Origin of the sequence: Micromonospora sp. WMMD1155 (assembly GCF_029581275.1) — a bacterium.
In the GTDB taxonomy this organism is placed as follows: domain Bacteria; phylum Actinomycetota; class Actinomycetes; order Mycobacteriales; family Micromonosporaceae; genus Micromonospora.
This window is the reverse complement of sequence record NZ_CP120742.1, coordinates 3,332,776-3,356,350: the sequence shown is the minus strand read 5'-3', so window position 1 is coordinate 3,356,350 and position 23,575 is coordinate 3,332,776. Positions and strand designations below refer to the sequence as shown.

Below are 23,575 nucleotides of genomic sequence, written 5' to 3'. Positions count from 1 at the left end.
GCGCCGCGAGAGTCCCACCGACGGGACTGCGCGGTGTGCCACCGGCGGGCCGATCAGGTCCTGTCGGTGGGACGGGCGACGGCGTCCACAAGCGCTTCGGCCGCACCCGGACGGCCACCCGGCGCGGCGCGCCGACCGAACGTCCATCAAGCCCGCTAGCTGGCAATCCATCCTGGAACAGCGCGTGAACGGAAAGTCAAACGCACACGACGGACAACCGGTCCGGCATTGGTGCGACGGAGCGGGAAATACTTCCGCCTTGTGTAACGGACTTGCCACGCGCGGGTGACGTTGGCCCTATCATCACTCGGGTCGGGTCACCCCATTTGCCGTGAGTCGACACCCCTCAGCCCGAGGAGGCCCCCGTGCCTGTGAGCGCATTGGACCAGCACCTCCAGGGGAATTGCCGTCCGCCGGCAACCCCCGCGACCGTCCTGCCCGACCGGGAGCCCGGTCGGCCCGCCCCGACGACCCACAGACCGACCCGTCCGACGACCACCGGGGCGGAGGCGACACGGTGACCACCTTCGGTTACGCGGAACGCCCGCTCGGCCTGACCGGTCAGCCGGCGCGCTCCCACGTCAACGAGCGGCCCACGGCCCGTTCCCCGCTGGACGATCCACACGGCACCGCCGTGCGGGGCGACGGCGCGGCGCACCGGATCCGCAGCCGCCCACACCACAACGAACCCACGCCGAGACCGGCGGTGCCCGGCGGTAACGCCAAGTCGCCCGGGGGTCGGGTCGGCGCACCTCCCCGGCCGCTGCCCGCGCAGGGTCGACGGGTGAGCGACACACCGGCGGTGGCCACCGACCCGGCGGCGGGCGAGACGGCTGTCATTCCGGCGGTGCCGGCCGAACCCGTTACCACCCCGACCGGCTTCCCGAGCCGCCCGGACCCGTCCGACCCGGCCACCGAGGTCTGGACGTTGATCGAGCGGGCCCAGTCCGGCGATTCCGAGGCGTTCGGCCTGATCTACGACCGGTACGTGGACACCGTCTTCCGGTTCGTCTACTTCCGGGTCGGCAACCGCCAGCTCGCCGAGGACCTCACCTCGGACACCTTCCTGCGCGCGCTCAAGCGGATCGGCAGCTTCACCTGGCAGGGTCGTGACCTCGGCGCCTGGCTGGTGACGATCGCCCGCAACCTGGTCGCCGACCACTTCAAGTCGGGCCGCTACCGCCTGGAGGTCACCACCGGCGACGTGCTCGACGCCGACCGGGAGGACCGGGGTCCGGAGGGCAGCCCGGAGGCCGCGGTGGTGGAGCACATCACCAACGTCGCGCTCCTCACCGCCGTGAAGCAACTCAACCCGGAGCAGCAGGAGTGCATCGTGCTCCGCTTCCTCCAGGGCTTCTCGGTGGCCGAGACGGCCCGTGCCATGGGCAAGAACGAGGGTGCCATCAAGGCCCTCCAGTACCGAGCCGTTCGCGCCCTGGCCCGACTCCTCCCAGACGGCTTCCAACCGTAGATTGTTTCCAGACACCGATGGATGTCGATCACCATCTGCCCAGCTCAGAGCCGATGCGACCTGGTGACGACCATCACTTTCTGTAATTTCCGCCCCGCCTGGCCCGTAACCCGTGCCTGGTCCGCCGCGTTTCTCCGGGTGCGACCGGTGGATGTCCCGGCAGGCCCGGGCACCGAGGTCCCACCGGCACGCCGGCGGCACCTCACCTCCGTGGTGTCACACTGCCGCCCGGTCGCCGGTAACGACGGCGGCCGACCGGCCGTGACCAGCGAGAGGAGGTGCCTGCGGTGGACGACATCCTCTTCTCCCGCCGGCGCGCCGAGCGCTTCGCGCAGCTTCTCGACGAGGCCAACGGCGCTCGGCGGCACCACGTGCGATCCCGGGTGGACGGCCGACTCGCGCCACTCGTCGCGGTGGGTCAGCGGCTCAGCGTCGACCCCCCGGCTGTCGAGGTGAACCCGGAGTTCCGGACCGGCCTGCGGGCGATGCTGCTCGCTACCGCCGAACGGGACGGGCTGGGCGCGACACCGGCGGCCGGCGAACCGGCCACCACGACGACACGCGGACGGCTGCTACCGGCGGTCACCGCGCGGCGGGCCCGAGCGCGGGGCGCGATCCTCGTCGGCATCGCCGCCGGCGCCATCGCCGTCTCCGGCATCTCCGCCGCCAGTGAGAACGCGGTGCCCGGCGACGCGCTGTACGGCATGAAGCGCTCGACCGAACGCGCCCAGCTCGCGCTGGCCAGCTCGGACATCAGCCGCGGCCAACTCTTCCTGGACTTCGCCCGGACCAGACTCGGCGAAGCCGCCAAACTGCGCGGCGACCGGATCGGCTACAGCGCCGTCCTCGACGACATGGACGCCGACACCCGGCAGGGTGTCCGCCTGCTCACCTCCGCTGCGGTGCAACGTGCCGACCCGGGCAGCCTGGACACCCTCAACACCTTCGTCTCCGGCCAACGTCGGGCGGTGAGCGGCCTGCTCGACGGGACCACCCGCGCCGAACGGGAACGCACCCAGCGGTCGCTGCTCCTGCTGGACAGCATCCGGGAACGTTCGGATTCGCTGCGCGCGGCAATCGCCTGTGGCCTTCCCGCCCCGACCGCCAGCGACACCCTCGGGCCCGACCCGAAGACCTGCCCCGGGTCCCGCTGACCTATACCGCACGTCCGACCGGCCGCGCCACAGTTCGCTGTGTGCTCGGCCGGTCGACCGTCTGCGCCGGATACCCTCGCAGAGGCATCCGTCGTACCGGTGAGGAAGGAAGTCGCGTGGCGCGCAGCCGTAAGGTGACGGTCAGCACCGACGCCGAGGGGCACACTGCGGGCTGGGCGGAGACCGACCTGGCCCCGGCCACCGCGCCGGACTCGACGGCCGCGGCGTTCTTCGACGTGGACAACACGATGATGCAGGGCGCGTCCATCTACTGGTTCGCCCGTGGGCTCGCCTCCCGCAACTACCTCACCACCGGTGACCTGGCCCGATTCGCCTGGCAGCAGCTCCGGTTCCGGCTGCTGGCCCGGGAGCACGCAGGTGACATGTCACTGGCGAAGGAGGCCGCGCTGGCCTTCGTCCAGGGTTGGCGGGTCCACGAGGTGGAGCACCTCGCGGAGGAGATCTTCGACGAGATGATGGCTCCCCGGATCTGGGCCGGCACCCACCGACTCGCCCAACGCCACCTGGACTCCGGGCAGCGGGTGTGGCTGGTCAGTGCCGCCCCGGTGGAGATCGGCCGGGTGATCGCCGCCCGGCTCGGCCTCACCGGTGCGATCGGCACGGTGGCCGAGGTGGTGGACGGGGCGTACACCGGGCGGTTGGTGGGTGACCTCATGCACGGGCCGGCGAAGGCCGAGGCGGTCACCCAGCTCGCCGCGGTGGAGGGGCTCGACCTGACCCGCTGCGCCGCCTACAGCGACTCCGCCAACGACCTGCCGCTGCTCTCCGCGGTGGGCAGGGCGGTGGCCGTCAACCCGGACGGCAGCCTGCTGCGGCAGGCCCGCCGACACGGGTGGGAGGTGCGGGACTTCCGCACCGGCCGTCGGGCGGTGAAGATCGCCGTGCCGTCGACCGCGGCAGCCGGACTGGTCGTCGGCGCGGTCACCGCCGGCCTGGCCCTGCAACGACGCCGCCGCGGCGGCTGACGCACGCCACGCCGCCGCGCCCACTCAGGGGCCGAACGGGTCGGGCCGTCGCTCCAGCAGTGTGTGCACGGTCTGCTGGATGGTCTCCCGCACCTGGTCGGCGAGGTTGAACACCACCAGCGGGTCGTCCGCCGAGTCGGTCAGGTGGGCGGTGGGGATCGGCGGGCAGAACTCGATCAGCCACTTGCTGGGCAGCGGCACCATGCCCAACGGCCCGAGCCACGGGAAGGTCGGCGTGACCGGGAAGTAGGGCAGCTTGAGCAGCCGCGCCAGCGGCTTGATGTCGGCGAGCATCGGGTAGATCTCCTCGCCGCCCACGATGGCGACCGGCACGATCGGCGTGCCGGTGCGCAGCGCCGCCGAGACGAAACCACCCCGCCCGAACCGTTGCAGCTTGTACCGGTCGGCGTAGAGCTTGCCGATCCCCTTGAAGCCCTCGGGGAACACGCCGACCAGGTCACCCCCGCCGAGCAGCCGCTCCGCGTCCGGGTTGCAGGCCACGGTGCCACCGGTCTTGCGGGCGATCTCGGAGACCACCGGCATCCGGAACACCAGGTCAGCGCCGAGCAGCCGCAGGTAGCGGTGCGCCGGGTGCTTGTCGTGCAGCGCCGCCGAGAGGATCAACGCGTCCAGCGCCACCGTCCCCGAGTGGTTGCCGACCACCAGGGCGGGCCCGTCGACCGGCACATGCTCCACCCCACTGACCTCGGTGCGGAACCAGTCCCGATACAGCAGCCGCAGCAGCGGATGGAAGACCGCGTCGGTCAGCTCCGAGTCGAAGCCGAACTCGTCGACCTCGTAGTCACCGGACAGCCGTCGGCGCAGGAACGCCAGACCGTTCGCGACCTTACGGTCCCAGTGATCACCCGGCCGGTCCGCCACGGCCGGCTCGGTGCCACCCGGCGTCCCGGCACCCGCCGGGTCACCCGACTCCGCGACGGGCTCGTCGGTGGCCGCGGTGTCGACCTCGTCGTCGGGCGACGTCGGGGTCGGCGCGACCCGCGCGACCGGCCGATGCCCGTTCCGCCGCGCCGGCTCCGCGTCCGGCGCGGGCGACTGCTGCGGTACGTCGAAACGCCCGACCCCCTGCGGGTCACGCCCCTCCGTCGGCCCGGTCATGGTGCCACCTCGGTTCGCGACTGCGGGGCTCGCAAACCCGGCTCACTCCTCGCGCTCACGGTGCCACCTCGGTTCGCGACTGCGGGGCTCGCAAACCCGGCTCACTCCTCGCGCTCACGGCCTGCGCTCCCGTACTGCCGCGCGGACCTGCCGGATGCCGTTCCGGACGAGTTGCTCGGCGACGGCCAACTGGTCGCGGGTCACCACCACCCCACCGTGGTGGGCGCGGATGAAGTCCTCGAACGCCTCGGCTGTGGAACGGGGCGTGGAACCGTACTCCTGCTCCAGCCGGCTGGTGTCGACCACCCGGCCGTGCACGAACAGGTCGACCTGGTCCAGGCCGTAACGCCCGAAACCCATGGTGCGAGCCAGTGCGGCGGCACCGGAGAGACCCGGTTCGAGCACCGGCACGGCCACCCGCCCGGCGCGCCGGATCGCCTGCGACAGCGACAGCACCCCCGGGCCCGCGACGTTGTAGGTGCCGGGATGGTCCTCCACGATCGACCGGTGCAGCACCTCCAACGCGTCGTCGAAGTGCAGGAACTGCAGACGGGGGTCACGGCCGAAGACGGTCGGCACGAACGGCTGCGCGAAGTAGCGGGTCAACGTGGTGTCGGCGGTCGAGCCGATGAACGGCGCGAAGCGCAGCACCGTCGCGGTGACGTCGGGCCGACGGCGGCGGAACCCGCGGACGTACCCCTCGAGGTCGAGGATGTCGCGGCCGAACCCGCCGCGCGGCACCTCGCGCGGCTCGGTCTCCTCGGTGAAGACCGCCGGGTCCCGGAACGAGACCCCGTACGCGGCCGTCGACGAGCGGACCACGAGTTTGCGCAGCCGGGGGGCCCGTTGGCAGGCGGCCAGCAGGTGCATGGTGCCGATGACGTTCTGGTCCTTCATCGCCGACCGGCCACCGTGCTGCTGGTCGGGGGCACTGACCAGGGCGAGGTGGACCACCGCGTCGACGTCCAGATCGGCGAGGAGGCCACCGAGCGAGTCACTGTCGAGGCGGATCCGCTCGACCCGGTCCAGCAGGTCGGTGAACTCGGTGCCGGAATCCGGGGCGTCCACCCCGATGACCCGTTCGATCCGGGGGTCGGCGGCCAGTCGGGCTGCCACGTGGGCACCCAGGTAGCGGCCTACCCCGGTGACGACGACGACCCCCGGGGCACCTGAGGTGCCACCGGGGGTCATCTGACGCACCTACCCCGGCAGGAAGGACCGAGCCGGGACGACCACGGCCTGATCACCTGAGCCTCCGGGGATCGACTGTTGGGCAAGTGACGCCGAAAGCCGGGCCGGATGGGCCGGGGGCGCTCCGGCGCGGCATGCGCCGCCGGCCTGTCCGTTAAAGCCCGGCGGCGATCACTTGCCGAGACGGCGACGCTGGACGCGGGTCTTGCGCAGCAGCTTGCGGTGCTTCTTCTTAGCCATGCGCTTACGGCGCTTCTTGACCACCGAGCCCATACGACAGCCTTTCGATACAACGTGCGGGGCGGACCGGATGACACCACGCAGGTGGCGACGGCGACCGCTTGCGGACAACGGACCGGACCAGTCTGGGCGGCGGGGCGCACCGGTGGGGTCTCGGTCGGGCTCCAGGGTAGCCGGAGAGCGTCAGCCGGACCAACGCGCCCCCGTCGATGCCGCTCAGGGGGCGCTGGAAGGGGGTGACGGTGGCTCAGGCGGTTTCCTGAAAAGCACCCCGGAGATATTCGTGCACCGCATGCTCGGGCACCCGGAATGAGCGGCCGACCCGGACGGCGGTGAGCTCACCGCTGTGCACCAGGCGATAGACCGTCATCTTCGACACCCGCATGACCGTCGCCACCTCAGCGACGGTCAGGAACTTGACCTCCGACAGCCGTCCGTCGGACTGCGACCCGGCCATGGCTCACCGACCCATCCCATGCCCGGCGCGTGCCAACCCGACGGATGCTCCGGGCCGGGCCGGCGACGCGCGTGTTACCAGTACGGTAGCGGGGCGGTTGTGACCGGCGCGATCCCTTCGTACAACTGATCATGTTTCTGCTCGCGGTTCACCCGATCCGCGCTCCCGATTCGTGCCCGTCTGGGCTCGCCGTCCCGGTCGTCGCGCCGCTGGTCACTCGGCGCGCAACGCCACCACCGGGTCGAGCCGGCCGGCGCGCTGCGCGGGGACGACCCCGAAGACGATGCCGACGACCGCCGACACCCCGAAGGCGAGTGCCAGCGACCACCAGGTGATCGCGGCCGGGATCGGCGACAGGGCGTCGACCAGCAGGGCGGTCCCCACGCCCACCGCCATCCCGGTCACCCCGCCGATCGTGGTGAGCAGCACCGCCTCCAGCAGGAACTGCACCCCGATGTCGCGGGGGCGTGCGCCGACCGCCTTGCGCAGACCGATCTCCCGGGTCCGTTCCCGGACGCTGACCAGCATGATGTTGGAGACGCCGACGCCGCCGACCAGCAACGAGATGCCGGCGATGGCGGCCAGTACGCCGGTGAGGACGCCGAGGATGTCGCCGAGCACGCCGAGGATCTGCTGTTGGGTGACGGCGCTGAACTCGGTGTCGGGGTGGCGGCGGTTCAGCTCGGCGACGATCCGCTCGCCCAACTCGTCGATCCGCTCCCGGTCGGGCGCCTTCACCGCGATGCCGTCCACCCGTTGGGTGCCCCAGAGCCGCTGCGCGGCGGTCACCGGTACGTGCACCTCGTCGTCCCGGTCGACGCCGAGGCTCTGCCCGAGCGGCGCGAAGACACCGATCACCCGGAACCGCACCCCGGCCAGTGTCACCTGCTGGCCGAGCGGGTCCCGGTCGGGGAACAGCGCGCGGGCCACCGAGTCGCCGAGCACCGCGACGCGACGGCTGGTGTCCACGTCGGTGCCGGTGAGATAGCGACCACGGGCCAACGACCTGGTGAACACCGCCGGGGTGCTCTCCAGCACCCCCTGCACGGTGGTGAAGTCGGAGCGGTTGCCGGCTCGGGCGGTCGCCCCGGAGGCGACGGTGACCGCCACCCGGTCCGGGTCGCCGACCACCCGGGTGACGGCGTCCACGTCCCTGAGGGTCAACGGCGACACCACCGGCGCGTTGCCGACCTCGATGCGGCCGGGGACGACCAGCAGCAGGTTGGAGCCGAGGCCCTCGACCTGCTGTTCGACGGTTTGTTTGGTGCCGGTGCCGATGGCCACCAGCAGGACCACCGAGGCCACCCCGATGATCACCCCGAGCATGGTCAGGGCGCTGCGCAGCCGGTTGGCCCGGAGGGCGTCCAGTGCGACCCGCCATGCCTCGGCGACCCTCACGCCGCGCCGCCGGGCTGCTCGACCTCGGGCTGACCCGCGGCTGCCTCGCGCTGCTCGACCTCGCGCGGAAGGCACCCGGTGGCTCCGGCGGCGCCACCGGAGCCACCGGGTGGGTGCCCCGGGCCGCTTCCGGACGCGGACCGGGGCTCCGCGCTGGGAGCGGGGACCAGTGTCGCAGGTCGACCGTGGTGGACGGACGGCGGTCGATCATGGGTGGTGCGGGGGTCGTCGCTGTCCGCCACCACCACCCCGTCGCGCATGGTGATCCGGCGGCGGGCCCGCGCCGCGACCTCCTGGTCGTGGGTGACCATCACCAGGGCCACACCCGACTCCGCGTTCAACCGCTCCAACAACTCCAGCACGGCCGCACCGGTGGCGCTGTCCAGATTGCCGGTGGGTTCGTCGGCCAGCAGCACCGTCGGCTCGGTGACCAGCGCGCGGGCGATGGCGACCCGTTGCTGCTCGCCGCCGGACATCTGGTTGGGGCGGTGGTCCAACCGGTGGCCGAGGCCCACCCGGGCGAGCATCGCCGCCGCCCGTTCCCGCCGCCGCCGGGCCGGCACACCCCGGTAGACCAGCGGCAGTGCGACGTTCTCCACCGCCGAGGTACGCGGCAGCAGGTGGAACGCCTGGAAGACGAAACCGATCGTCTCGTTGCGCAGGGTGGCCATCTCCGGCGGGGCCAGCGCGTTGACGTCCCGCCCGCCGATCACCAGACGGCCACCGGTGGGGCGGTCCAACCCACCGAGCAGGTGCATGAGCGTGGACTTGCCCGAGCCGGACGGGCCGACCAGGGCCACGTAGTCCCCCGGTCGCACCACCAGCGACACCCCGCGCAGCGCCTCGACGGAGACCCCGTCGAGGTGGTACGTCCGGGACACGTCCACCGCCTCGATCGCCGGCGGGGTGCCGGTCACCGCACCTCCTGGCCGTCGCGGACCTGGTCGGAGCCGCGCACCACGATCCGGTCGCCGGGTTGGACGCCGTTGAGGATCTGCACCAGATCGGCCCCCTGGACGCCGACGGTCACCGCCGCCCGGCCGGCCCGGCCGTCCCGGACCACCCACACCGCGTCCCGGCCGTCGGCCGAGAACACCGCCGAGGCGGGAACGGTCACGGCGTCGGCGGCCTCGCGTACGCGCAGGTGGACTACCGCGTTCATGCCGGGGCGGGGCGTGGGCGCCGGCTCGTCCTCGGCCAGCTTCCCGGCGCCCAGAGCGAGGCGTACCCGGTAGGTGACCCCGCCCTGGGCGGAGTTGGTGGGCAGCACGTCGACCGAGCGGACGGTGGCGTCGTAGCTGGCTCCGGTGACGGCGTCCAACTCGACGGTGGCGGTCACGCCGGCCTTGACCAGCAGGACGTCGGTCTCGTCGACCTCGGCGAGCAGCCCCAACTGTCCGGTGTCGACGACCGTCAGGACCGGCGTGCCGGCGGTGACCCGACCGCCGACCGCCACCGCGTCGTCCACCCCGGCCGGTGGCCCGCCCTGGTCGGGGGCCAGCACGGACGGGTCGAGACCGGCCGCCTGGGCGCCGCCGGCCTGCTCCAACAGCCCGGCGAGACCACCTGTCGCGCCGCCGCCGGCCCGGGTGCCGCCCGGTTGCACCACACCGGCGATCGGAGCGCGCAGGGTCAACGCGTCTACTGTCGCCTTCGCCAGGTCGTACCCCTGCTGGGCCTGGAGCCGCTGCGCCGCGGAGAGCGCGCCGACGGCGGAGCTCAGCCCGTTGATGCCGCGTTGGACGGCGCGGACGGCCTGGTCGGCGCTGCGTGCGGCGGCGGTGTACTGCCGCTGGGCGGACGTCACCTGGGTCAGCAGCGCGTCGCGCACCTTCGGGTCGGCGATCTTCTCGGCGGCCTCACGGGCGGCGTCGAACGCCTCGTCAGCGGCCTTGTCCGTGCCGCGTCGGCTGCTGGTCAGGTCACCCGTGGAGACACCTCGCCCGGCGCGCTTCGCCGCGTCCAGGGCCTCCTTCGCCTGCCGGAGCCGCTGCCGGGCGGAGGGCGAGTCGACCACGGCGAGAACCTGGCCACGCTGCACCGACTGTCCGGGCTGGACGCGGAGGCTCGCCAGGGTGCCGTCGGCGGGGGCGGTGAGGGTGGCGGCGGCCCGGGCGGTCACCGTCGCCGGCGCGTCGATCACCTCGCTGACCGGGTTGCGGGCCGCCGACGCCAACGCGAGGTCCGGGGTGTCGTCACCGCAGGAGGCGGCGGTGGTGGCGGTGAGGACGGCGACGGCGGTCAGGGCGACGAGCAGGCGGGGCCGCGTGGTGCCGGCCGGCCGCGGCAACTGGGGGCGGCGCACCCATCGATGGTACGACCGGCCGGCACACCGCCGACGGGACAGTCAGGCGGAGGCGGCGCGGACGTACGCGACGCACTCGTCGTGCAGCGTCGACCACTTCTCACCGAACGCCTGTTCGGCGGCCACGTCGAGGGTGTCGCGCTCGTGCACCACCGCCTTGAAGAAGGCGAGCAGCCGCTGCGGCCCGTACCTGTCGACGAGGTGCCGCACGGCGAGGTAGCCGACCCCGTAGCTGCCGGCGACCCGCTCGGCGGGGGCGTCGTCGGCGGGGTTGACGCCCGCCAACTGGCCGTCCCAACCGCCCCGGACCAGTGTGCGCACCTCGGCGATGCCCTCGTACCTGTCGACCGCCTGGCCGCCGGCACCGGCCAGCTCGGCCAGCCCTTCCACCAGCCACCAGGTCGTCTTGCCCGGGTAGCCGCGCTCGGGCAACGAGGCCGCGTGGGTCAACTCGTGCCGGAGCAGGTCGTCGGTGCCGCTGCTGGACAGCCCTTCGGCGTTGAGCACCACCTCGTGGTGGCCGCCGCCCACGGTGACCGCGTACCCGCCGGTCCACTCCGGCCGGTCGCCGCCGTACCAGCGCTGCCACTCCGTCCGGCCGGCGTAGAAGATCCGGTAGCGGTCCGGCGGCGACCCGGTCAGCGCGTACCCGTCAGCGACCTTGGCCGCCGCCTCGGCCTGCGCGAGCAGGCCGGGCAGTTTGCCGCGCAACGCGGGGGTGGTGGCGACGATGGTCCGCGCGCCGACCACCACGGCCAGGTCGCTGATCTCCCACGGTCGGGTGCCGGTCTCCACCGACTTGGATTCCTCCACGGCGACCAGCCGGGGCTGGTCGCCGTTCTCCCGCCACCGGGTGCCGATGAGCACCGGGCTGGGGCGGCAGTTCGGTGCGACGAAGCAGTACTGGAAGCGCACCAGGAGTCGCCACTCCCCCGGCTTACCGACGATCGGCGCGGGCAGGCCGCTCGGTTCGGCCCGCCACACGGTCACCTTGAGGTCGCGTAGTGCGGCGAAGCGTCGGCGCAGGTCACCGTGTGCGGCAGGGTCGGCGATGGCGAGGAAGCCGGCACGGTCGCCACCGAGTAGCGCGGTGGACTGGCGGTTGAGCTGGGCGGTCATCCGGTCGGCGAGCGCTCGGGCCGCCACGGTGGCGGGATCGTCGGCGGTCGAGACGCCGGCGCGGCTGAACGTGGACCGGGCGCCGTTCTCCCGGATCACCCCGACGACGAGCACCGCCGGCACGCCGCAGCCCAGCAGCACGACGACCACCAGGAACACCGTCCACAGCGGCCAGAGCCGCCGTGGTGCCGGCCGTTGCTGCACCTCGTCAATCCCGTCAGTCACCCGCCGAAGGGTACGACCATTACCTGTGCGGGGTGCGGCCACCCCGGGCCGCCCGTCCCGGGCGTCGGCGGTCGGCTCTCACGCGTCGGCCGCCGGCCAGGAGCGGAACGAGATGTCCATGGCGGCGACCAGTCGATGGTACGAGCGGTCGAGTTCGCGGGGCAGGCCGAAACCACCCGCGGCCTCCAGGGCGACGAAGCCGTGCAGGGCGCTGCGCAGGGCGCGGGTCGCGTCCACGGCGTCGTCACCGGTGAGCCCGTAGCCGCGCAGCACCGCGAAGATGGCTCCGACCGCACGCTCGCCCGCCTCGACGTGCTCCGGGTCGGTGGGGTCGGGCACCCGCTGGGTCGCCGGATAGCGACCGGGGTGCCGGTGGGCGTAGTCGCGGTAGGCGTCGGCCATCGCCCGCAGCGCGTCCCCACCGGCCCGTCCGGCGGCGGCGGTGGTCAGCGCGGTGGCCAACTCGGCGGTGGCCAGCGCGGACAATTTCTGGGCCAGCGCGTCCGCGCCCCGCACGTGCTTGTAGAGGCTGGGCAGCGCCACCCCGAGCCGGCCGGCGAGCGCGGCCAGGGTGAGCTGCTGGTAGCCGACCTCGTCGGCCAGCCGGGCCGCCTCCCGCACCACGGTCTGCTGGTTGAGACCGACCCTAGGCACCGGTGCACACCGCCAGGAAGGCGAGCAGCTCGTCGGCCATGCGCTGCGGTCGGTCGGCGTGCGGGTAGTGGCCGGATTCCTCGATCATCCGGGCCTCGGCGGTGCGGAACAGCCGCCGGGCCGCTCGCGCCTCGGCCCCCGGGTCGGGGAAGTCCGGGTCCTTGGCGCCCATCAGCACCAGCACCGGCTGCCGCACCTGCGGGGCGCGGGCGGTCCAGTGCGGCTCGACCGGCACGATCACGCCGCGCATCGCGGCCATCCGGCCGGGCTCGCGCAGGTTGGCGACCATGGATCGGCGGTACGCGTCATCGTCGGCGGGCCGGTGCACCGGGAAGAGCGTCTTGTGGAACATCCCGAACAGTCGGGGGCTGTGCAGCACGGACCACATCGCCATCCGCACCAAGGGGTTGAGTTTGGGCTGACCGACGAACGCGCCGACCTGCACGATGCCGGCCACCAGTTCGGGCGCGTCGGTCGCCGCGAAGACCACCGCCGCGGCGCTGGACGAGTTGCCGACCAGCACGGCCGGACCGCCGTCGAGGTCGCGGACCACGGCCAGCAGGTCCGCGCCGACCTCCGCCGGGGCGTACGTGGGCCAGCCGACGCTCGACTCGCCGTGACCCCGGACGTCGACCGAGGCGACCCGGTGGCCGGCCGCGACCAGCAGCGGCACCAGGTGCCGGTAGCTCGCCCGGTTCTCTCCCATGCCGTGCGCGAGGACGACCAGAGGGCCCTCGCCGTGCACCTCGTACGCGATGTGTCCGCCGTCGCGGCGGACCTGGCTAGCTGTCATAGCCATAAAGCTAACTTGCTTAGCCAGCATCGTCAAGGCGCCTACGCGAACGGGCCGGCGGGACCACCGGGGTCACCGCCGGCCCGTCGACCGGATTCGGGGGGTTACTTCTTGGAGACCAGAGCCCGGCCGAAGAAGACCAGGTTCGCGGGACGCTCGGCGAGCCGGCGCATCAGGTAGCCGTACCACTCGTCGCCGTACGGGACGTAGGTGCGCACCGTGTAGCCCTCGCCGGCCAGGCGCGCCTGCTCCTCCGGGCGGATGCCGAAGAGCATCTGGAACTCGAAGCGCTCCGGCCCCCGGTCGAACCAACGGGCCCGGTCCTCACCGATGGCGATCATCCGAGGATCGTGGGTCGCCAGCATCGGGTAGCCGTCGCCGGACATCAGGATGTTCATGCAGCGCACGTACGACTTGTCCACCTCGCGGGCCGACTGGTACGCCACCGACTCCGGCTCCTTGTAGGCGCCCTTGCACAGCCGCACCCGCGACCCGGCCGAGGACAGCTCCCGGCAGTCCGACTCGGTCCGACGCAGGTACGCCTGGAGCACTGCGCCCGTCGACGGGAAGTCCTTGCGCAGCCGGCTCAGCACCTCCAGCGTCGAATCCGTCGTGGTGTGGTCCTCCATGTCCAGCGTGACGGTGGTGCCCGCCGCGTCGGCCGCCACGCAGATCGCCCGCGCGTTGTCGTACGCCAACTGCTCGTCGAACATCTGGCCGAGGGCGGACAGCTTCACGCTGACCTCGGCGGCCGGGGTGAGCCCCGCGGCGGCGAGCGACTTCAGCAACTTCAGGTATTCGTCACGGGTGGCGGTGGCCTGTTCGGGGGTGACGGTGTCCTCACCGAGGTGGTCGAGGGTGACCGCGAGACCGTCGTCGACGAGCCCGCGGGTCGCGCGCAACGCGTCGTCGGTGGCAGCGCCGGCGACGAACCGGCGAACGACGTCCCGGGTGTACGGGGCGGTCGCGACGAGCCGCTCGACCTGGGATGACCGGGAGGCGGCGAGGATGACGGAACGGAGCATGAGCCGAGCGTAACGCCCCTGCCAGGGCCCCCGCCGAGGGGCGGCCGGGGCTGCGGCGCTGGCGCGCATCGGCTACAACGATGCCGTGGACCAACGCCCCCGCCGCCGGCTCCGGTCGGCCTCCGTGCAGCTCGGCGCGCTCACCGCTCTCGCGCTCGCCCTCTCCGGCTGCAACATGACCTCGGACGACGACGATGACGACGACTGCGCCCTCGGGCCGGTCGGCGGCGGCGACACGGTCGCGCTGGCGATGCGGGTCCCCGACCCGGCCGCCGGTCGCACCGCTCCGGAGCCGACCACCGCCGCCCTGCCCGATCGCGGCGGGTTCGGCACCCACCTCGCCGCCTGCGGCGGCTGAGGTGCGCCGCGAGACGGTCACCCCCCGACCCGACTGGAACACCACCATCCGGGAGCAGGGGCTGATCTACGTCGACACCGAGCTGCCCGACGGCGGGATCATGTCGTACTGGGACGAGACCGCCGCGTACGCGTTCGACCTGGACGAGGTGCTGCGGCTGGAGGAGGCCACCGAGGAGCTGCACCGGATGTCGGTGGCCGCCGCCGAACACGTGGTCACCCACCGCCGGTACGCCGAGTTCGGCATCCCGGCCTGGGCAGCCGACGCGGTGGCCCGGTCGCTGCGCGAGACGCCCCCCACCCTCTACGGGCGCTTCGACCTGGCGTACGACGGCACCTGGCCGCCGAAGATGCTGGAGTACAACGCGGACACCCCGACCGCGCTGGTCGAGGCGAGCATCATCCAGTGGTACTGGTTGGAGCAGAGCCGGCCGGAGCTGGACCAGTGGAACAGCCTGCACGAGCGGCTGGTCGGCACCTGGGCGAAGATCGGTGCCGGGCTACACGAGCCCCGGGTGCACGTGCTCTGGTCGAACGAGGAGGAGTCCGGCGAGGACCACATGACCGCCGGTTACCTCGCCGAGACCGCCCGACAGGCCGGCCTGACCGTGACGTTGCAGCCCATCCAGGAGATCGGCTGGGACGGTCGGCGCTTCGTCGACGCCGACGACCAACCGGTGACCACGTGCTTCAAGCTCTACCCGTGGGAGTGGATGCTGGCCGAGCCGTACGGGTCGGCGGCGCTGGCTCCGGGCACCCCGACCACCTGGATCGAACCGGCCTGGAAGCTGCTGCTGTCCAACAAGGCGTTGCTCGCCGTCCTGTGGGAGCTGTACCCCGACCACGAGTACCTGCTCCCGGCCTACCTCGACTCGCCGCGCGGCATGCCGGAGTACGTGGCCAAGCCGCTGCTCGGCCGGGAGGGCGGTTCGGTACGCATCGTCACCGCCGACGAGGAGATCACCAACCCGGGCATCTACGGCGACGAGGGCTGGTGCTACCAGGAGTTCCGGGCGCTGCCGCAGTTCGCCGGCAACCGGGTGGTGCTGGGTAGCTGGATCGTCGACGGCGAGTCGGCCGGAGTCGGGGTGCGGGAGAGCGCCAGCCTGATCACCGACGGCTACGCGCGGTTCCTGCCGCACTACATCGACGCGCCACGCACCCCGTGAGTCGTCTACCGTTGGGGGCGTGAACTTCGACGCGTACGCCCGGACCGCTGTTGACCTGGTCAACGCCCGTCTGGACGACCTCGACGACCTGCGCGCCCTCTTCGCCGAGGACCACTCCTGGATGAGCGACGAGGTCGTGGAACGGGATGTGGCGATTTTCCGGCGGGCGCAGAAGCGACTGCGGGACGTCTTCGAGTACGGCACCTCGGGGCGCGACGCCCAGGCGGTGACCGAGCTGAACGCGCTGTTGGAGGCGTTCCCGGTCCAGCCGCGCATCTCCGGGCACGACTCCAGTGACTGGCACATGCACGTGACCAGCCGGGGCGCGTCGGTCAGCGCGGAATACCTGGCCGGCGCGGCGTGGGGGTTGTCCGTCTGGCTGTGCGAGTACGGCAGCGCCCGCTTCGGGGTCTGCGCCGACGAGCGCTGCGGCAACGTCTACCTGGACACGTCGTCCAACTGCTGCCGGCGGTTCTGCTCCGAGCGCTGCGCCACCCGCTCGCACGTGGCCGCGCACCGGGCCCGCAAGCGGGCGGCCGTCGGCGAGCAGGTGACCGTCGCGGCGCAGCCGACGACCGGCGTCGACTCCCTCTCGCCGGTCAGCTGACGCCGCCGTCGCCCGGTCGGGTGGACGGTCAGGCGTCGACCGGGGAGGACGCGGTCAGGTGCTGGCGGGCGAACTCCAGCGCGGCGCGCAGGTCCGCCTCGCGCACCGCGCGGCTCTTCGCGCCCCGGGTCGCGACCTCGACCGCCACCGCCCCGGTGAAGCCACGCCCGGCCAGCGAGGAGAGCAGCTCACCGCAGGGTTGGGTGCCGCGACCGGGCACCAGGTGCTCGTCGCGCCCCTCGCCGGTGCCGTCACCGAGATGCACGTGCGCCAGCCCGGCGCCCATCCGGTCGGCCATCTCCAGCGGGTCGCTGTGCGAGGCCGCGCAGTGCGAAAGATCCAGGGTGTACGCCGGGTAGCCGGTGTCGGTGGGATCCCAGCCGGGGACGTACGGGACGAACTGCCGCCCCGCCATCCGCACCGGGTACATGTTCTCCACGGCGAACCGCAGCCCGGGGAACCGCTCCCCGACGCCTGCCAACCCCTCGGCGAAGTTACGGGCGTAGTCCCGCTGCCAGGTGAACGGCGGGTGCACCACGACGGTCGGGGCCTCCAGCGTCTCGGCCAACTCGGCGGCCCTGCGCAGCCGCTCCCACGGGTCCGGGCTCCACACCCGCTGGGTGACCAGCAGGCAGGGCGCGTGCACCGAGAGCACCGGCACACCGTAGTGCTCCGACAGGCCGCGCAGCGCGCCCGCGTCCTGGCTGACCACGTCGGTCCAGACCATCACCTCGACGCCGTCGTACCCGAGTGCCGCAGCCAGTTGGAACGCCGCCGCGGTCGGCTCGGGAAAGACCGACGAGCTGGACAGGAGCACGGGAACGCGGGAAGTCACATCAGCCAGCGTAGCCCGGCGACGCCGGGACATCGTGACGAGCGCCGGCAAACCACCCGAAACCGGAACGCCGATCAGATCGGTTCGAGTTGATCGAGCCGACGGAGGATGACCCCCTCGCGCAGGGCCCACGGGCAGATGTCCAGCGAGTCCATGTCCAGCCGGCGCATCACCGCCTCGGCGACCACCGCACCGGCCAGCAACTGGTGGGCCCGACCCGAACTGACCCCTTCCAGCTCCATGAGCTGAGCCGGTGGGATGTGCCGGATGAACCCGATGACCTGCCGCAACCCGGCGCGGGTCAGGCTGCGCCGCACCCACAGCCCGGCACCGGAAGGCGCCGCCCCGGCCAGCCGGGCCAGGGTGCGGAACGTCTTCGAGGTGGCGACCGTCCGGTCCCAGCCGACCTGGGTGATCTGGTCGGCCACCTTGTCCAGCCGCCCCTCGACGTACTCCCGGAGCTTCTCGACGGCCTCCGCCGACGGCGGCGACGCACTGGCCGGGTCGACCCGTAGCCGCTCCCGGGTCAGCCGGCCCGCGCCGAGCGGCAGCGAGATCGCGACGTCCGGGTCCTCGTCGATCCCGGCCGCGATCTCCAGGGAGCCGCCGCCGATATCCAACACCAGTAGCCGCCCGGCCGACCAGCCGAACCACCGCCGGACGGCCAGGAACGTCATCCGCGCCTCGTCCGCCCCGGAGAGCACCGCCAGGCGTACGCCCGTCTCGTCGCGGACCCGAGCCAGCACGTCGGCCGCGTTGGTGGCGTCCCGCACCGCGGACGTGGCGAACGCGATCAGGTCGTCGGCCTCCAACCCGGCGGACGCCGCCTTGGCCATCCCGACGGCCTTGACCAGGCCGTCCGCGCCCGCCTCGGTGAGCGCGCCGTCGGGGCCGATCTGCTCGGCCAGCCGGAGCACCACCTTCTCCGAGTGCGCCGGCCACGGGTGCGCGCCGTGGTGCGCGTCCACCACGAGGAGGTGCACCGTGTTGGATCCGACGTCGAGGACACCCAGTCGCATGATGAAGACCCTAGGCGCAACACGTTTGCGCGGCTCGCCGGCCTGCCGACCGCACCGCGCGTACGCTGGGCCGGGTGACGATGGAGCTCCGTGTGCTGGTGGACGACCCTGGTGATCCGCGTAGCCGCGAGGTGCCGCTGGACTTCCCCCGGGAGTGGATCGAGTTCGCCGACCCGGCTGACGAGACGCACCTGATCCGGGCCGACCTGACCTGGCTGCTCTCCCGCTGGACCTGCATCTTCGGCAAGGGCTGCCACGGCATCATCGCCGGTCGGTCCGCCGACGGCTGCTGCTCGCACGGGGCGTTCTTCACCGACTCGGACGACGAGAAGCGCGTTCGCACCGCCGTGAAGCGGCTCACCCCGGAGACCTGGCAGCACTTCCGGCGCGGGTTCAAGAACTGGACCGACCAGGACACGATCGACGGCAAGAACCCGGCCCGCCGCACCGCGACCCAGGGCAGCGACGGCCCGTGCGTGTTCCTCAACGACGCCGACTTCGCCGGTGGCGGCGGCTGCGCCCTGCACGCCCAGGCGTTGCGCGACGGGGTGCACCCGTTGGAATACAAGCCGGACGTCTGCTGGCAACTGCCCATCCGCCGCGATCAGGACTGGGTCAAGCGACCGGACAACTCCAAGGTCCTGGTCTCCACTCTGTCCGAGTTCGACCGGCGGGGCTGGGGAGCCGGTGGGCACGACCTGGACTGGTGGTGCACCTCCTCGACGGACGCGCACGTCGGCGCCGAGCCGATGTACCTGTCGTACGGGCCGGAGCTGACCGCCCTGATCGGCGCCGCCGCGTACGAGCGGCTTGCCGAGCTGTGCGCGGCCCGGACCCGGCAGGGCATGGTCGCCCCGCACCCCGCGGACGAGTTGTAGCTGATCAGCGCAGGGCGTCGTCGACAAGCGTGCGGGCGCTGCGCTGGGCCGCGTCGGCGATCAGCGGGTCCCCGTCCAGCACACCGGCGGCCAGCCCGCCGTCGAGCAGCAGGGTGAGCTGCCGGGCGAGCAGTTCCGGGTCGGCCGCGCCGGCCTGGCGGGCCAGCTCGGTCACCCAGGCGCGGACCACGGCCTTGTGCTCGACCGTCCGGGCGTGCACCGGCCCGGCGGCGGACGACTCGGCAGCGGTGTTGATGAACGCGCAGCCGTGGTAGCCCTCCCGGCGACAGGCGCCGGTCAGCGCGTCGAACATCCCGACCAGTTGGTCGCGTGGCTCGTCGCCGGCATCGCGGGCCGCGGACCGCAGCGCGCCGAACCACGCCTGGTCGACCCGGTCGAGGTACGCCAGCACGAGGTCGTCCTTGCGCGGGAAGTGCTTGTAGAGCGTCGCCTTGGCCACGCCCGACTCGGCGATCACCGTGTCCACCCCCACGCCGCGCGGCCCGTGCGCGTAGAAGAGCCGGAACGCGGTGTCCAGGATCCGGTCCCTGGCCGAGCCGGCCGGGGTGCGGGGCGCGGACATCGGTGCTCCCTCGTTCTGCTGATGACAGCCCTGATCCTATAGACAGCTTCGTCTGCGGAGGCAGTGCCCTCGGCTTCGGTGATCCAGCCGGGGCCACGCGGCCATGGCGCGACGACCTCGCGACGGTCCCCGTGGACGAGAGGGCGGGACATGGGTCGAGGGCGCTTTGGAGCTGAATCGCTTGTGGCATCAGCGGAGGACACCGGCCGGCGACGGCGGATGACTCGTTTGTGACATCAGCTCCAAAGGGCTGCCACCCGCACTGCCGCCCTCCGGGCGTCCAGAGAGGGCTGCACGCCGACACCCTCTGTAGCTCGACAGGGGCAGCGGTAGACAGACCTGTCTGTTAGCCTGCTCGCAATCGGCACGAGCCGATTGGATGCCCCGACGGAGGATCGATCGACATGCGTATCGCAGTTCTCGGCACCGGCTCGGTCGGTCGAGCTGTCGCCGCCCGCACGGCGGAGTTGGGTCACCAGGTGACCATCGGCACCCGCGATGTCACGGCCGTCCGGGCCGGCGAACACGCCCACTGGGCGGCGCAGCACCCCGAGGTCGGCCTGGCGACCCTCGCCGATGCCGCAAGCGGCGCCGAGCTGGTGGTGAACGCCACGAACGGCAACGGCTCGCTCCCCGCACTGACCACAGCCAGCGCACCGAACCTGGCCGGCAAGGTTCTGCTCGACATCGCCAACCCGCTCGACTTCAGTGCGGGCTTCCCGCCCACCCTGACGGTGCACAACACCGACTCCCTCGCCGAGCGGATCCAACGGGAGTTTCCGCAGGCCAAGGTGGTCAAGTCGCTCAACACGATGACCGCCGAGCTGATGGTGCACCCGCGCCGGCTCGCCGACGGCGCGCACAGCGTCTTCGTCTCCGGCGATGACGCGGAGGCCAAGCGGATCGTCACGGGGCTGCTCATCAGCTTCGGGCACAGCGACGTGATCGACCTCGGTGACCTCTCCACCGCGCGGGGCACCGAGATGCTGCTGCCGCTCTGGTTGCGACTCTACGGTCGACTCGACACCGCAGACTTCAACATCAAGGTCGTCCGCTGACCGAGCGGGAAGAGGCCGAAGGGGGCCTGCGCCGAGCGCGGGCCCCCTTCGCGTACGCCGATCACGGCTCGAACTTGTAGCCCAGACCCCGGACGGTGACGATGAAGCGGGGCGCGGACGGCTCCGGCTCGATCTTGGAGCGCAGGCGCTTGACGTGCACGTCCAGTGTCTTGGTGTCACCGACGTAGTCGGCGCCCCAGACCCGGTCGATGAGCTGGCCGCGGGTGAGCACCCGGCCCGCGTTGCGCAGCAGCAGCTCCAGCAGCTCGAACTCCTTCAACGGCAGCTGCACGGCCCCACCGTCGACGGTCACCACGTGCCGCTCGATGTCCATCCGCACCGGCCCGGCGGCCAGGGTGGGAGCACCCGTCTCGGCCACCTCCGGGCTCTGCCGGCGCAGCACCGCCCGGATCCGGGCGACCAGCTCACGCGGAGAGTACGGCTTGGTGACGTAGTCGTCGGCGCCGATCTCCAGCCCGACCACCTTGTCGATCTCGCTGTCCCGGGCGGTGACCATGATGATCGGCACGGCCGACCGCTGCCGCAGTTGCCGGCAGACCTCGGTGCCCGACATCTCGGGCAACATCAGGTCGAGCAGCACGATGTCGGCGCCGGTCCGGTCGAACTCGGTGAGGGCGTCGGTCCCGGTCGCGGCGACCGAAACCTCGAAACCCTCCTTACGGAGCATGTACGACAAGGCGTCGGAGAACGACTCCTCGTCCTCGACCACCAGAACGCGGCTCAACGGGGATTTCCTTTCCATTGCTGTCAGACCTGCCGTAGCCCGGCCGGACCGGAGTCGATCCCAACCGGCGGCAGTGTCGCCAGAAGGTCGTCCGGTGGACTGGCAGGCAGCCGGAGGGTGAACGTCGACCCACCACCAAGAGTGCTCGACACCTCGACCCGTCCGCCATGGTTGCTCGCGATGTGTTTCACGATCGCCAGCCCGAGCCCGGTACCGCCGGTGGCCCGGGAGCGGGCCTGGTCGGCCCGGTAGAACCGCTCGAAGATCCGGTCCACGTCGGTGGGGGCGATGCCGATGCCCTGGTCAGCGACGGCGACCTCGACGTGCTCGTCGTCGCCGCGGAGGGTGACCCGGACCGTGGTGTCCTCGCCCGAGTAGTTGATGGCGTTCTCCACCAGGTTCGCCACCGCGGTGGCGAGCTGGGAGTCGCTGCCGTACGCGGTGAGGCCACGCTCACCGTCGACGGTCACCTCGATCCCCCGGGCGGAGGCCGTGGTGCGGGTCCGGTCGACCACCTCGGCGATCACCCAGTCCAGGGCGACCGGCTCCGGTGGCGGCTGCGGTTCGGCCCCCTGCAACCGGGTCAGCTCCAGCAACTCCTGCACCAGCCGACCCAACCGGGTCGACTCGTGCTGGATGCGTTCGGCGAACCGGCGGGCGGCGACCAGGTCCTCGGAGAGGTCGGGCGCCGCGGCGTCGGCCGGTTCGGTCGCGTCCAGCAACGCCTCGGCGAGTAGTTGCAGCGCCCCGATCGGGGTCTTGAGTTCGTGGCTGACATTGGCCACGAAGTCGCGGCGTACGCGGGTCAACCGGTGCGCCTCGGTCACGTCGACCGCCTCGACCGCGATGAAGCCGTTGCCGATGCCCATGGCCCGCAGGTGCACGCCGAGCGGGTTCTCCCCCGCGCCGTCGCGACCTCGGGGCAGGTCCAGCTCGATCTCGCGCCGCACGCCGGTGCGGCGCACCTGGCCGGCGAGGGTACGGATCAATGGGTGCGCGGCGATCGAGCCGGGAGTGCTGCCGGTACGGAGGAGCCCCATCGCGCGGGCAGCCGGATTGATCAGCACGGGGACGTCGTCGTTGTCGAGTACCACGACACCGGCGCGGAGCGAGTCGATCGTCCGGCGGCCGAGCCCGGTCTGCTGCTCGTCGGCTATCGCGGGCCTCCCCCTGCTCCAGCGGGAGCTCGCGCTGCCCGTCGACGTGGAGCGACCGTCCCGCGCGGGCAGGAACCGGGGCAGCAGGAGACCGGCGGCCATCCCGGCCACCAACGCCACGGCCACCACGACCGCCACCGCCCACTCCACCCGGCGATCGTAGGGTCATTGTTAACCTGGCTACCACACAGAACGGGACGAAACACCCGCACTTAGAGAAGTGTTCACCCCCACGTCTGGCGTCGTTCACCGTGGTTCATCAGGGGTCCGTCCGCGCGCCCTACCGTTGGCGTCGCACCTGCTCAACCCCCTGCGCCGGCACCCGTCGGCGGCGACCGACCACAGGACGTGATGATGCGCGACGAGTTCCGGGCCGACCTCCAGATCGTCAGCCAACTGCTGGTGGACATGGCGGAGGGCGTCCGCGCCGCCATGCGCCAGGCCACCCGGGCCCTGCTCACCGCCGACCGGCAGTCCGCCGAGACGGTCATCGAGCGGGACGCCGAGATCGACGACCTCTACCGGCACGTCGAGGAGCGGGTCTGTGACCTGCTCGCCCGACAGGCGCCGGTCGCCTCCGACCTCCGCGCGATGATCACCGCGCTGCACGTGGCCGCTGATCTGGAGCGGATGGGCGACCTGGCCGAGCACGTGGCGAAGACCGCGCTGCGCCGACACCCCTCGCCCGCCGTCCCGGCCGAGCTGCGGGCGGTCTTCACCGAAATGTCCGAGATCGCCGACCGGATGGCCGTGAAGATCGGTTCGGTGCTGGCGAAGCCCGACGTCGACCTCGCCGGCGAGTTGGACGGCGACGACGACGCCATGGACGAGCTGCACAAGAATCTGTTCGCGGTGCTGCTCGGCGACGACTGGCCGTACGGGGTGGAGACCGCCATCGACGCCACCCTGCTGGGCCGCTTCTACGAGCGCTTCGCCGACCACGCGGTCAACGCCGGCGAGCACGTGATCTACCTGATCACCGGGGAGAACAGCCCCACCACCAACTGACGCGAAAACGGAGGGCCCCCGC

The 23,575-nt window shown here is 72.2% G+C and carries 25 protein-coding genes; 9 read left to right on the top strand and 16 right to left on the bottom strand.

What is annotated here, in order from left to right; genetic code table 11:
• Positions 1–517: 517 nt before the first annotated feature.
• The 3 genes from O7617_RS15355 (at position 518) to O7617_RS15345 (ending at position 3,611) form a co-directional block, all read left to right on the top strand.
• Complete coding sequence (locus tag O7617_RS15355) at positions 518–1,471, top strand: ECF subfamily RNA polymerase sigma factor, BldN family (RefSeq protein ID WP_282264339.1); 954 nt, start codon at positions 518–520, stop codon at positions 1,469–1,471.
• Positions 1,472–1,749: 278 nt separating this feature from the next.
• The gene (locus O7617_RS15350) at positions 1,750–2,625 is read left to right on the top strand and encodes a DUF5667 domain-containing protein (protein WP_282264337.1); all 876 of its coding nucleotides are present in this window, start codon (positions 1,750–1,752) and stop codon (positions 2,623–2,625) included.
• Positions 2,626–2,741: 116 nt separating this feature from the next.
• Positions 2,742–3,611 (top strand): HAD-IB family hydrolase, encoded by an 870-nt coding sequence (locus tag O7617_RS15345; protein WP_282264336.1) that lies wholly within the window; start codon positions 2,742–2,744, stop codon positions 3,609–3,611.
• Between the two features lie 24 nt (positions 3,612–3,635).
• On the opposite strand, the gene O7617_RS15340 is transcribed toward O7617_RS15345, so the two are convergent.
• The 11 genes from O7617_RS15340 to O7617_RS15290 form a co-directional block, all read right to left on the bottom strand.
• Positions 3,636–4,493, bottom strand: a complete 858-nt coding sequence (locus tag O7617_RS15340; protein ID WP_282264747.1) for a lysophospholipid acyltransferase family protein — start codon at positions 4,491–4,493, stop codon at positions 3,636–3,638.
• Positions 4,494–4,844: 351 nt separating this feature from the next.
• A complete protein-coding gene (locus O7617_RS15335; RefSeq protein ID WP_282264335.1) occupies positions 4,845–5,921 on the bottom strand; it encodes an NAD-dependent epimerase/dehydratase family protein in 1,077 nt (358 codons plus the stop codon).
• A gap of 171 nt (positions 5,922–6,092) precedes the next feature.
• On the bottom strand, positions 6,093–6,194 hold the full coding sequence (locus tag O7617_RS15330) for an AURKAIP1/COX24 domain-containing protein (protein ID WP_007465623.1): 102 nt from the start codon (positions 6,192–6,194) through the stop codon (positions 6,093–6,095).
• 214 nt (positions 6,195–6,408) lie between these two features.
• Positions 6,409–6,618 (bottom strand): helix-turn-helix domain-containing protein, encoded by a 210-nt coding sequence (locus O7617_RS15325; RefSeq protein WP_007465625.1) that lies wholly within the window; start codon positions 6,616–6,618, stop codon positions 6,409–6,411.
• A gap of 213 nt (positions 6,619–6,831) precedes the next feature.
• Entirely contained in the window at positions 6,832–8,016 is a 1,185-nt protein-coding gene (locus O7617_RS15320) for an ABC transporter permease (protein ID WP_282264333.1), read from the bottom strand.
• Positions 8,013–8,933 carry an ABC transporter ATP-binding protein gene (locus O7617_RS15315; RefSeq protein WP_282264330.1) on the bottom strand — a complete coding sequence of 307 codons (921 nt, stop codon included), beginning with the start codon at positions 8,931–8,933 and terminating at the stop codon, positions 8,013–8,015. The genes O7617_RS15320 and O7617_RS15315 overlap by 4 nt, the downstream gene beginning before the upstream one ends.
• On the bottom strand, positions 8,930–10,321 hold the full coding sequence (locus O7617_RS15310; RefSeq protein ID WP_282264328.1) for an efflux RND transporter periplasmic adaptor subunit: 1,392 nt from the start codon (positions 10,319–10,321) through the stop codon (positions 8,930–8,932). The genes O7617_RS15315 and O7617_RS15310 overlap by 4 nt, the downstream gene beginning before the upstream one ends.
• A gap of 42 nt (positions 10,322–10,363) precedes the next feature.
• Positions 10,364–11,665: a hypothetical protein gene (locus O7617_RS15305; protein WP_282264326.1), complete on the bottom strand. Its 1,302-nt coding sequence runs from the start codon at positions 11,663–11,665 to the stop codon at positions 10,364–10,366.
• Between the two features lie 78 nt (positions 11,666–11,743).
• Positions 11,744–12,319, bottom strand: a complete 576-nt coding sequence (locus O7617_RS15300; RefSeq protein ID WP_282264324.1) for a TetR/AcrR family transcriptional regulator — start codon at positions 12,317–12,319, stop codon at positions 11,744–11,746.
• Entirely contained in the window at positions 12,312–13,112 is an 801-nt protein-coding gene (locus O7617_RS15295; RefSeq protein WP_282264321.1) for an alpha/beta hydrolase, read from the bottom strand. Before O7617_RS15295 ends, O7617_RS15300 begins: the two co-directional genes overlap by 8 nt.
• 104 nt (positions 13,113–13,216) lie before the next feature.
• A complete protein-coding gene (locus O7617_RS15290) occupies positions 13,217–14,137 on the bottom strand; it encodes a proline dehydrogenase family protein (protein ID WP_282264320.1) in 921 nt (306 codons plus the stop codon).
• A gap of 85 nt (positions 14,138–14,222) precedes the next feature.
• Here O7617_RS15290 and O7617_RS15285 point away from each other — a divergent pair, with 85 nt between their 5' ends.
• Genes O7617_RS15285 through O7617_RS15275 form a run of 3 tightly spaced genes read left to right on the top strand, consistent with a single transcriptional unit; the run spans position 14,223 to position 16,270 of the window.
• On the top strand, positions 14,223–14,495 hold the full coding sequence (locus O7617_RS15285) for a hypothetical protein (protein WP_282264319.1): 273 nt from the start codon (positions 14,223–14,225) through the stop codon (positions 14,493–14,495).
• Position 14,496: 1 nt separating this feature from the next.
• Positions 14,497–15,663 carry a glutathionylspermidine synthase family protein gene (locus O7617_RS15280; protein ID WP_282264317.1) on the top strand — a complete coding sequence of 389 codons (1,167 nt, stop codon included), beginning with the start codon at positions 14,497–14,499 and terminating at the stop codon, positions 15,661–15,663.
• 19 nt (positions 15,664–15,682) lie between these two features.
• The gene (locus tag O7617_RS15275; RefSeq protein WP_282264315.1) at positions 15,683–16,270 is read left to right on the top strand and encodes a CGNR zinc finger domain-containing protein; all 588 of its coding nucleotides are present in this window, start codon (positions 15,683–15,685) and stop codon (positions 16,268–16,270) included.
• 28 nt (positions 16,271–16,298) lie between these two features.
• Here O7617_RS15275 and O7617_RS15270 read toward each other — a convergent pair whose 3' ends face one another.
• On the bottom strand, positions 16,299–17,105 hold the full coding sequence (locus O7617_RS15270; RefSeq protein ID WP_282264313.1) for a sugar phosphate isomerase/epimerase: 807 nt from the start codon (positions 17,103–17,105) through the stop codon (positions 16,299–16,301).
• Between the two features lie 74 nt (positions 17,106–17,179).
• Positions 17,180–18,124 (bottom strand): Ppx/GppA phosphatase family protein, encoded by a 945-nt coding sequence (locus tag O7617_RS15265; protein WP_282264312.1) that lies wholly within the window; start codon positions 18,122–18,124, stop codon positions 17,180–17,182.
• An 80-nt stretch (positions 18,125–18,204) separates the two neighbouring features.
• Between O7617_RS15265 and O7617_RS15260 the strand changes: the two genes are divergently transcribed.
• On the top strand, positions 18,205–19,002 hold the full coding sequence (locus tag O7617_RS15260) for a hypothetical protein (RefSeq protein ID WP_282264746.1): 798 nt from the start codon (positions 18,205–18,207) through the stop codon (positions 19,000–19,002).
• A 4-nt stretch (positions 19,003–19,006) separates the two neighbouring features.
• Here the strand turns inward: O7617_RS15260 and O7617_RS15255 are convergent, their stop codons facing one another.
• Positions 19,007–19,585 carry a TetR/AcrR family transcriptional regulator gene (locus O7617_RS15255; RefSeq protein ID WP_282264311.1) on the bottom strand — a complete coding sequence of 193 codons (579 nt, stop codon included), beginning with the start codon at positions 19,583–19,585 and terminating at the stop codon, positions 19,007–19,009.
• A gap of 404 nt (positions 19,586–19,989) precedes the next feature.
• Between O7617_RS15255 and O7617_RS15250 the strand changes: the two genes are divergently transcribed.
• The gene (locus O7617_RS15250) at positions 19,990–20,643 is read left to right on the top strand and encodes an NAD(P)-binding domain-containing protein (protein ID WP_282264309.1); all 654 of its coding nucleotides are present in this window, start codon (positions 19,990–19,992) and stop codon (positions 20,641–20,643) included.
• 61 nt (positions 20,644–20,704) lie between these two features.
• Here the strand turns inward: O7617_RS15250 and O7617_RS15245 are convergent, their stop codons facing one another.
• Together O7617_RS15245 and O7617_RS15240 are read right to left on the bottom strand one after the other, a co-directional pair.
• On the bottom strand, positions 20,705–21,388 hold the full coding sequence (locus O7617_RS15245; protein ID WP_110563227.1) for a response regulator transcription factor: 684 nt from the start codon (positions 21,386–21,388) through the stop codon (positions 20,705–20,707).
• Positions 21,389–21,411: 23 nt separating this feature from the next.
• Positions 21,412–22,695, bottom strand: a complete 1,284-nt coding sequence (locus O7617_RS15240; protein WP_282264306.1) for an ATP-binding protein — start codon at positions 22,693–22,695, stop codon at positions 21,412–21,414.
• 204 nt (positions 22,696–22,899) lie between these two features.
• Here O7617_RS15240 and phoU point away from each other — a divergent pair, with 204 nt between their 5' ends.
• Complete coding sequence (gene phoU, locus O7617_RS15235; RefSeq protein WP_282264305.1) at positions 22,900–23,553, top strand: phosphate signaling complex protein PhoU; 654 nt, start codon at positions 22,900–22,902, stop codon at positions 23,551–23,553.
• The last annotated feature ends 22 nt before the right edge of the window (positions 23,554–23,575 follow it).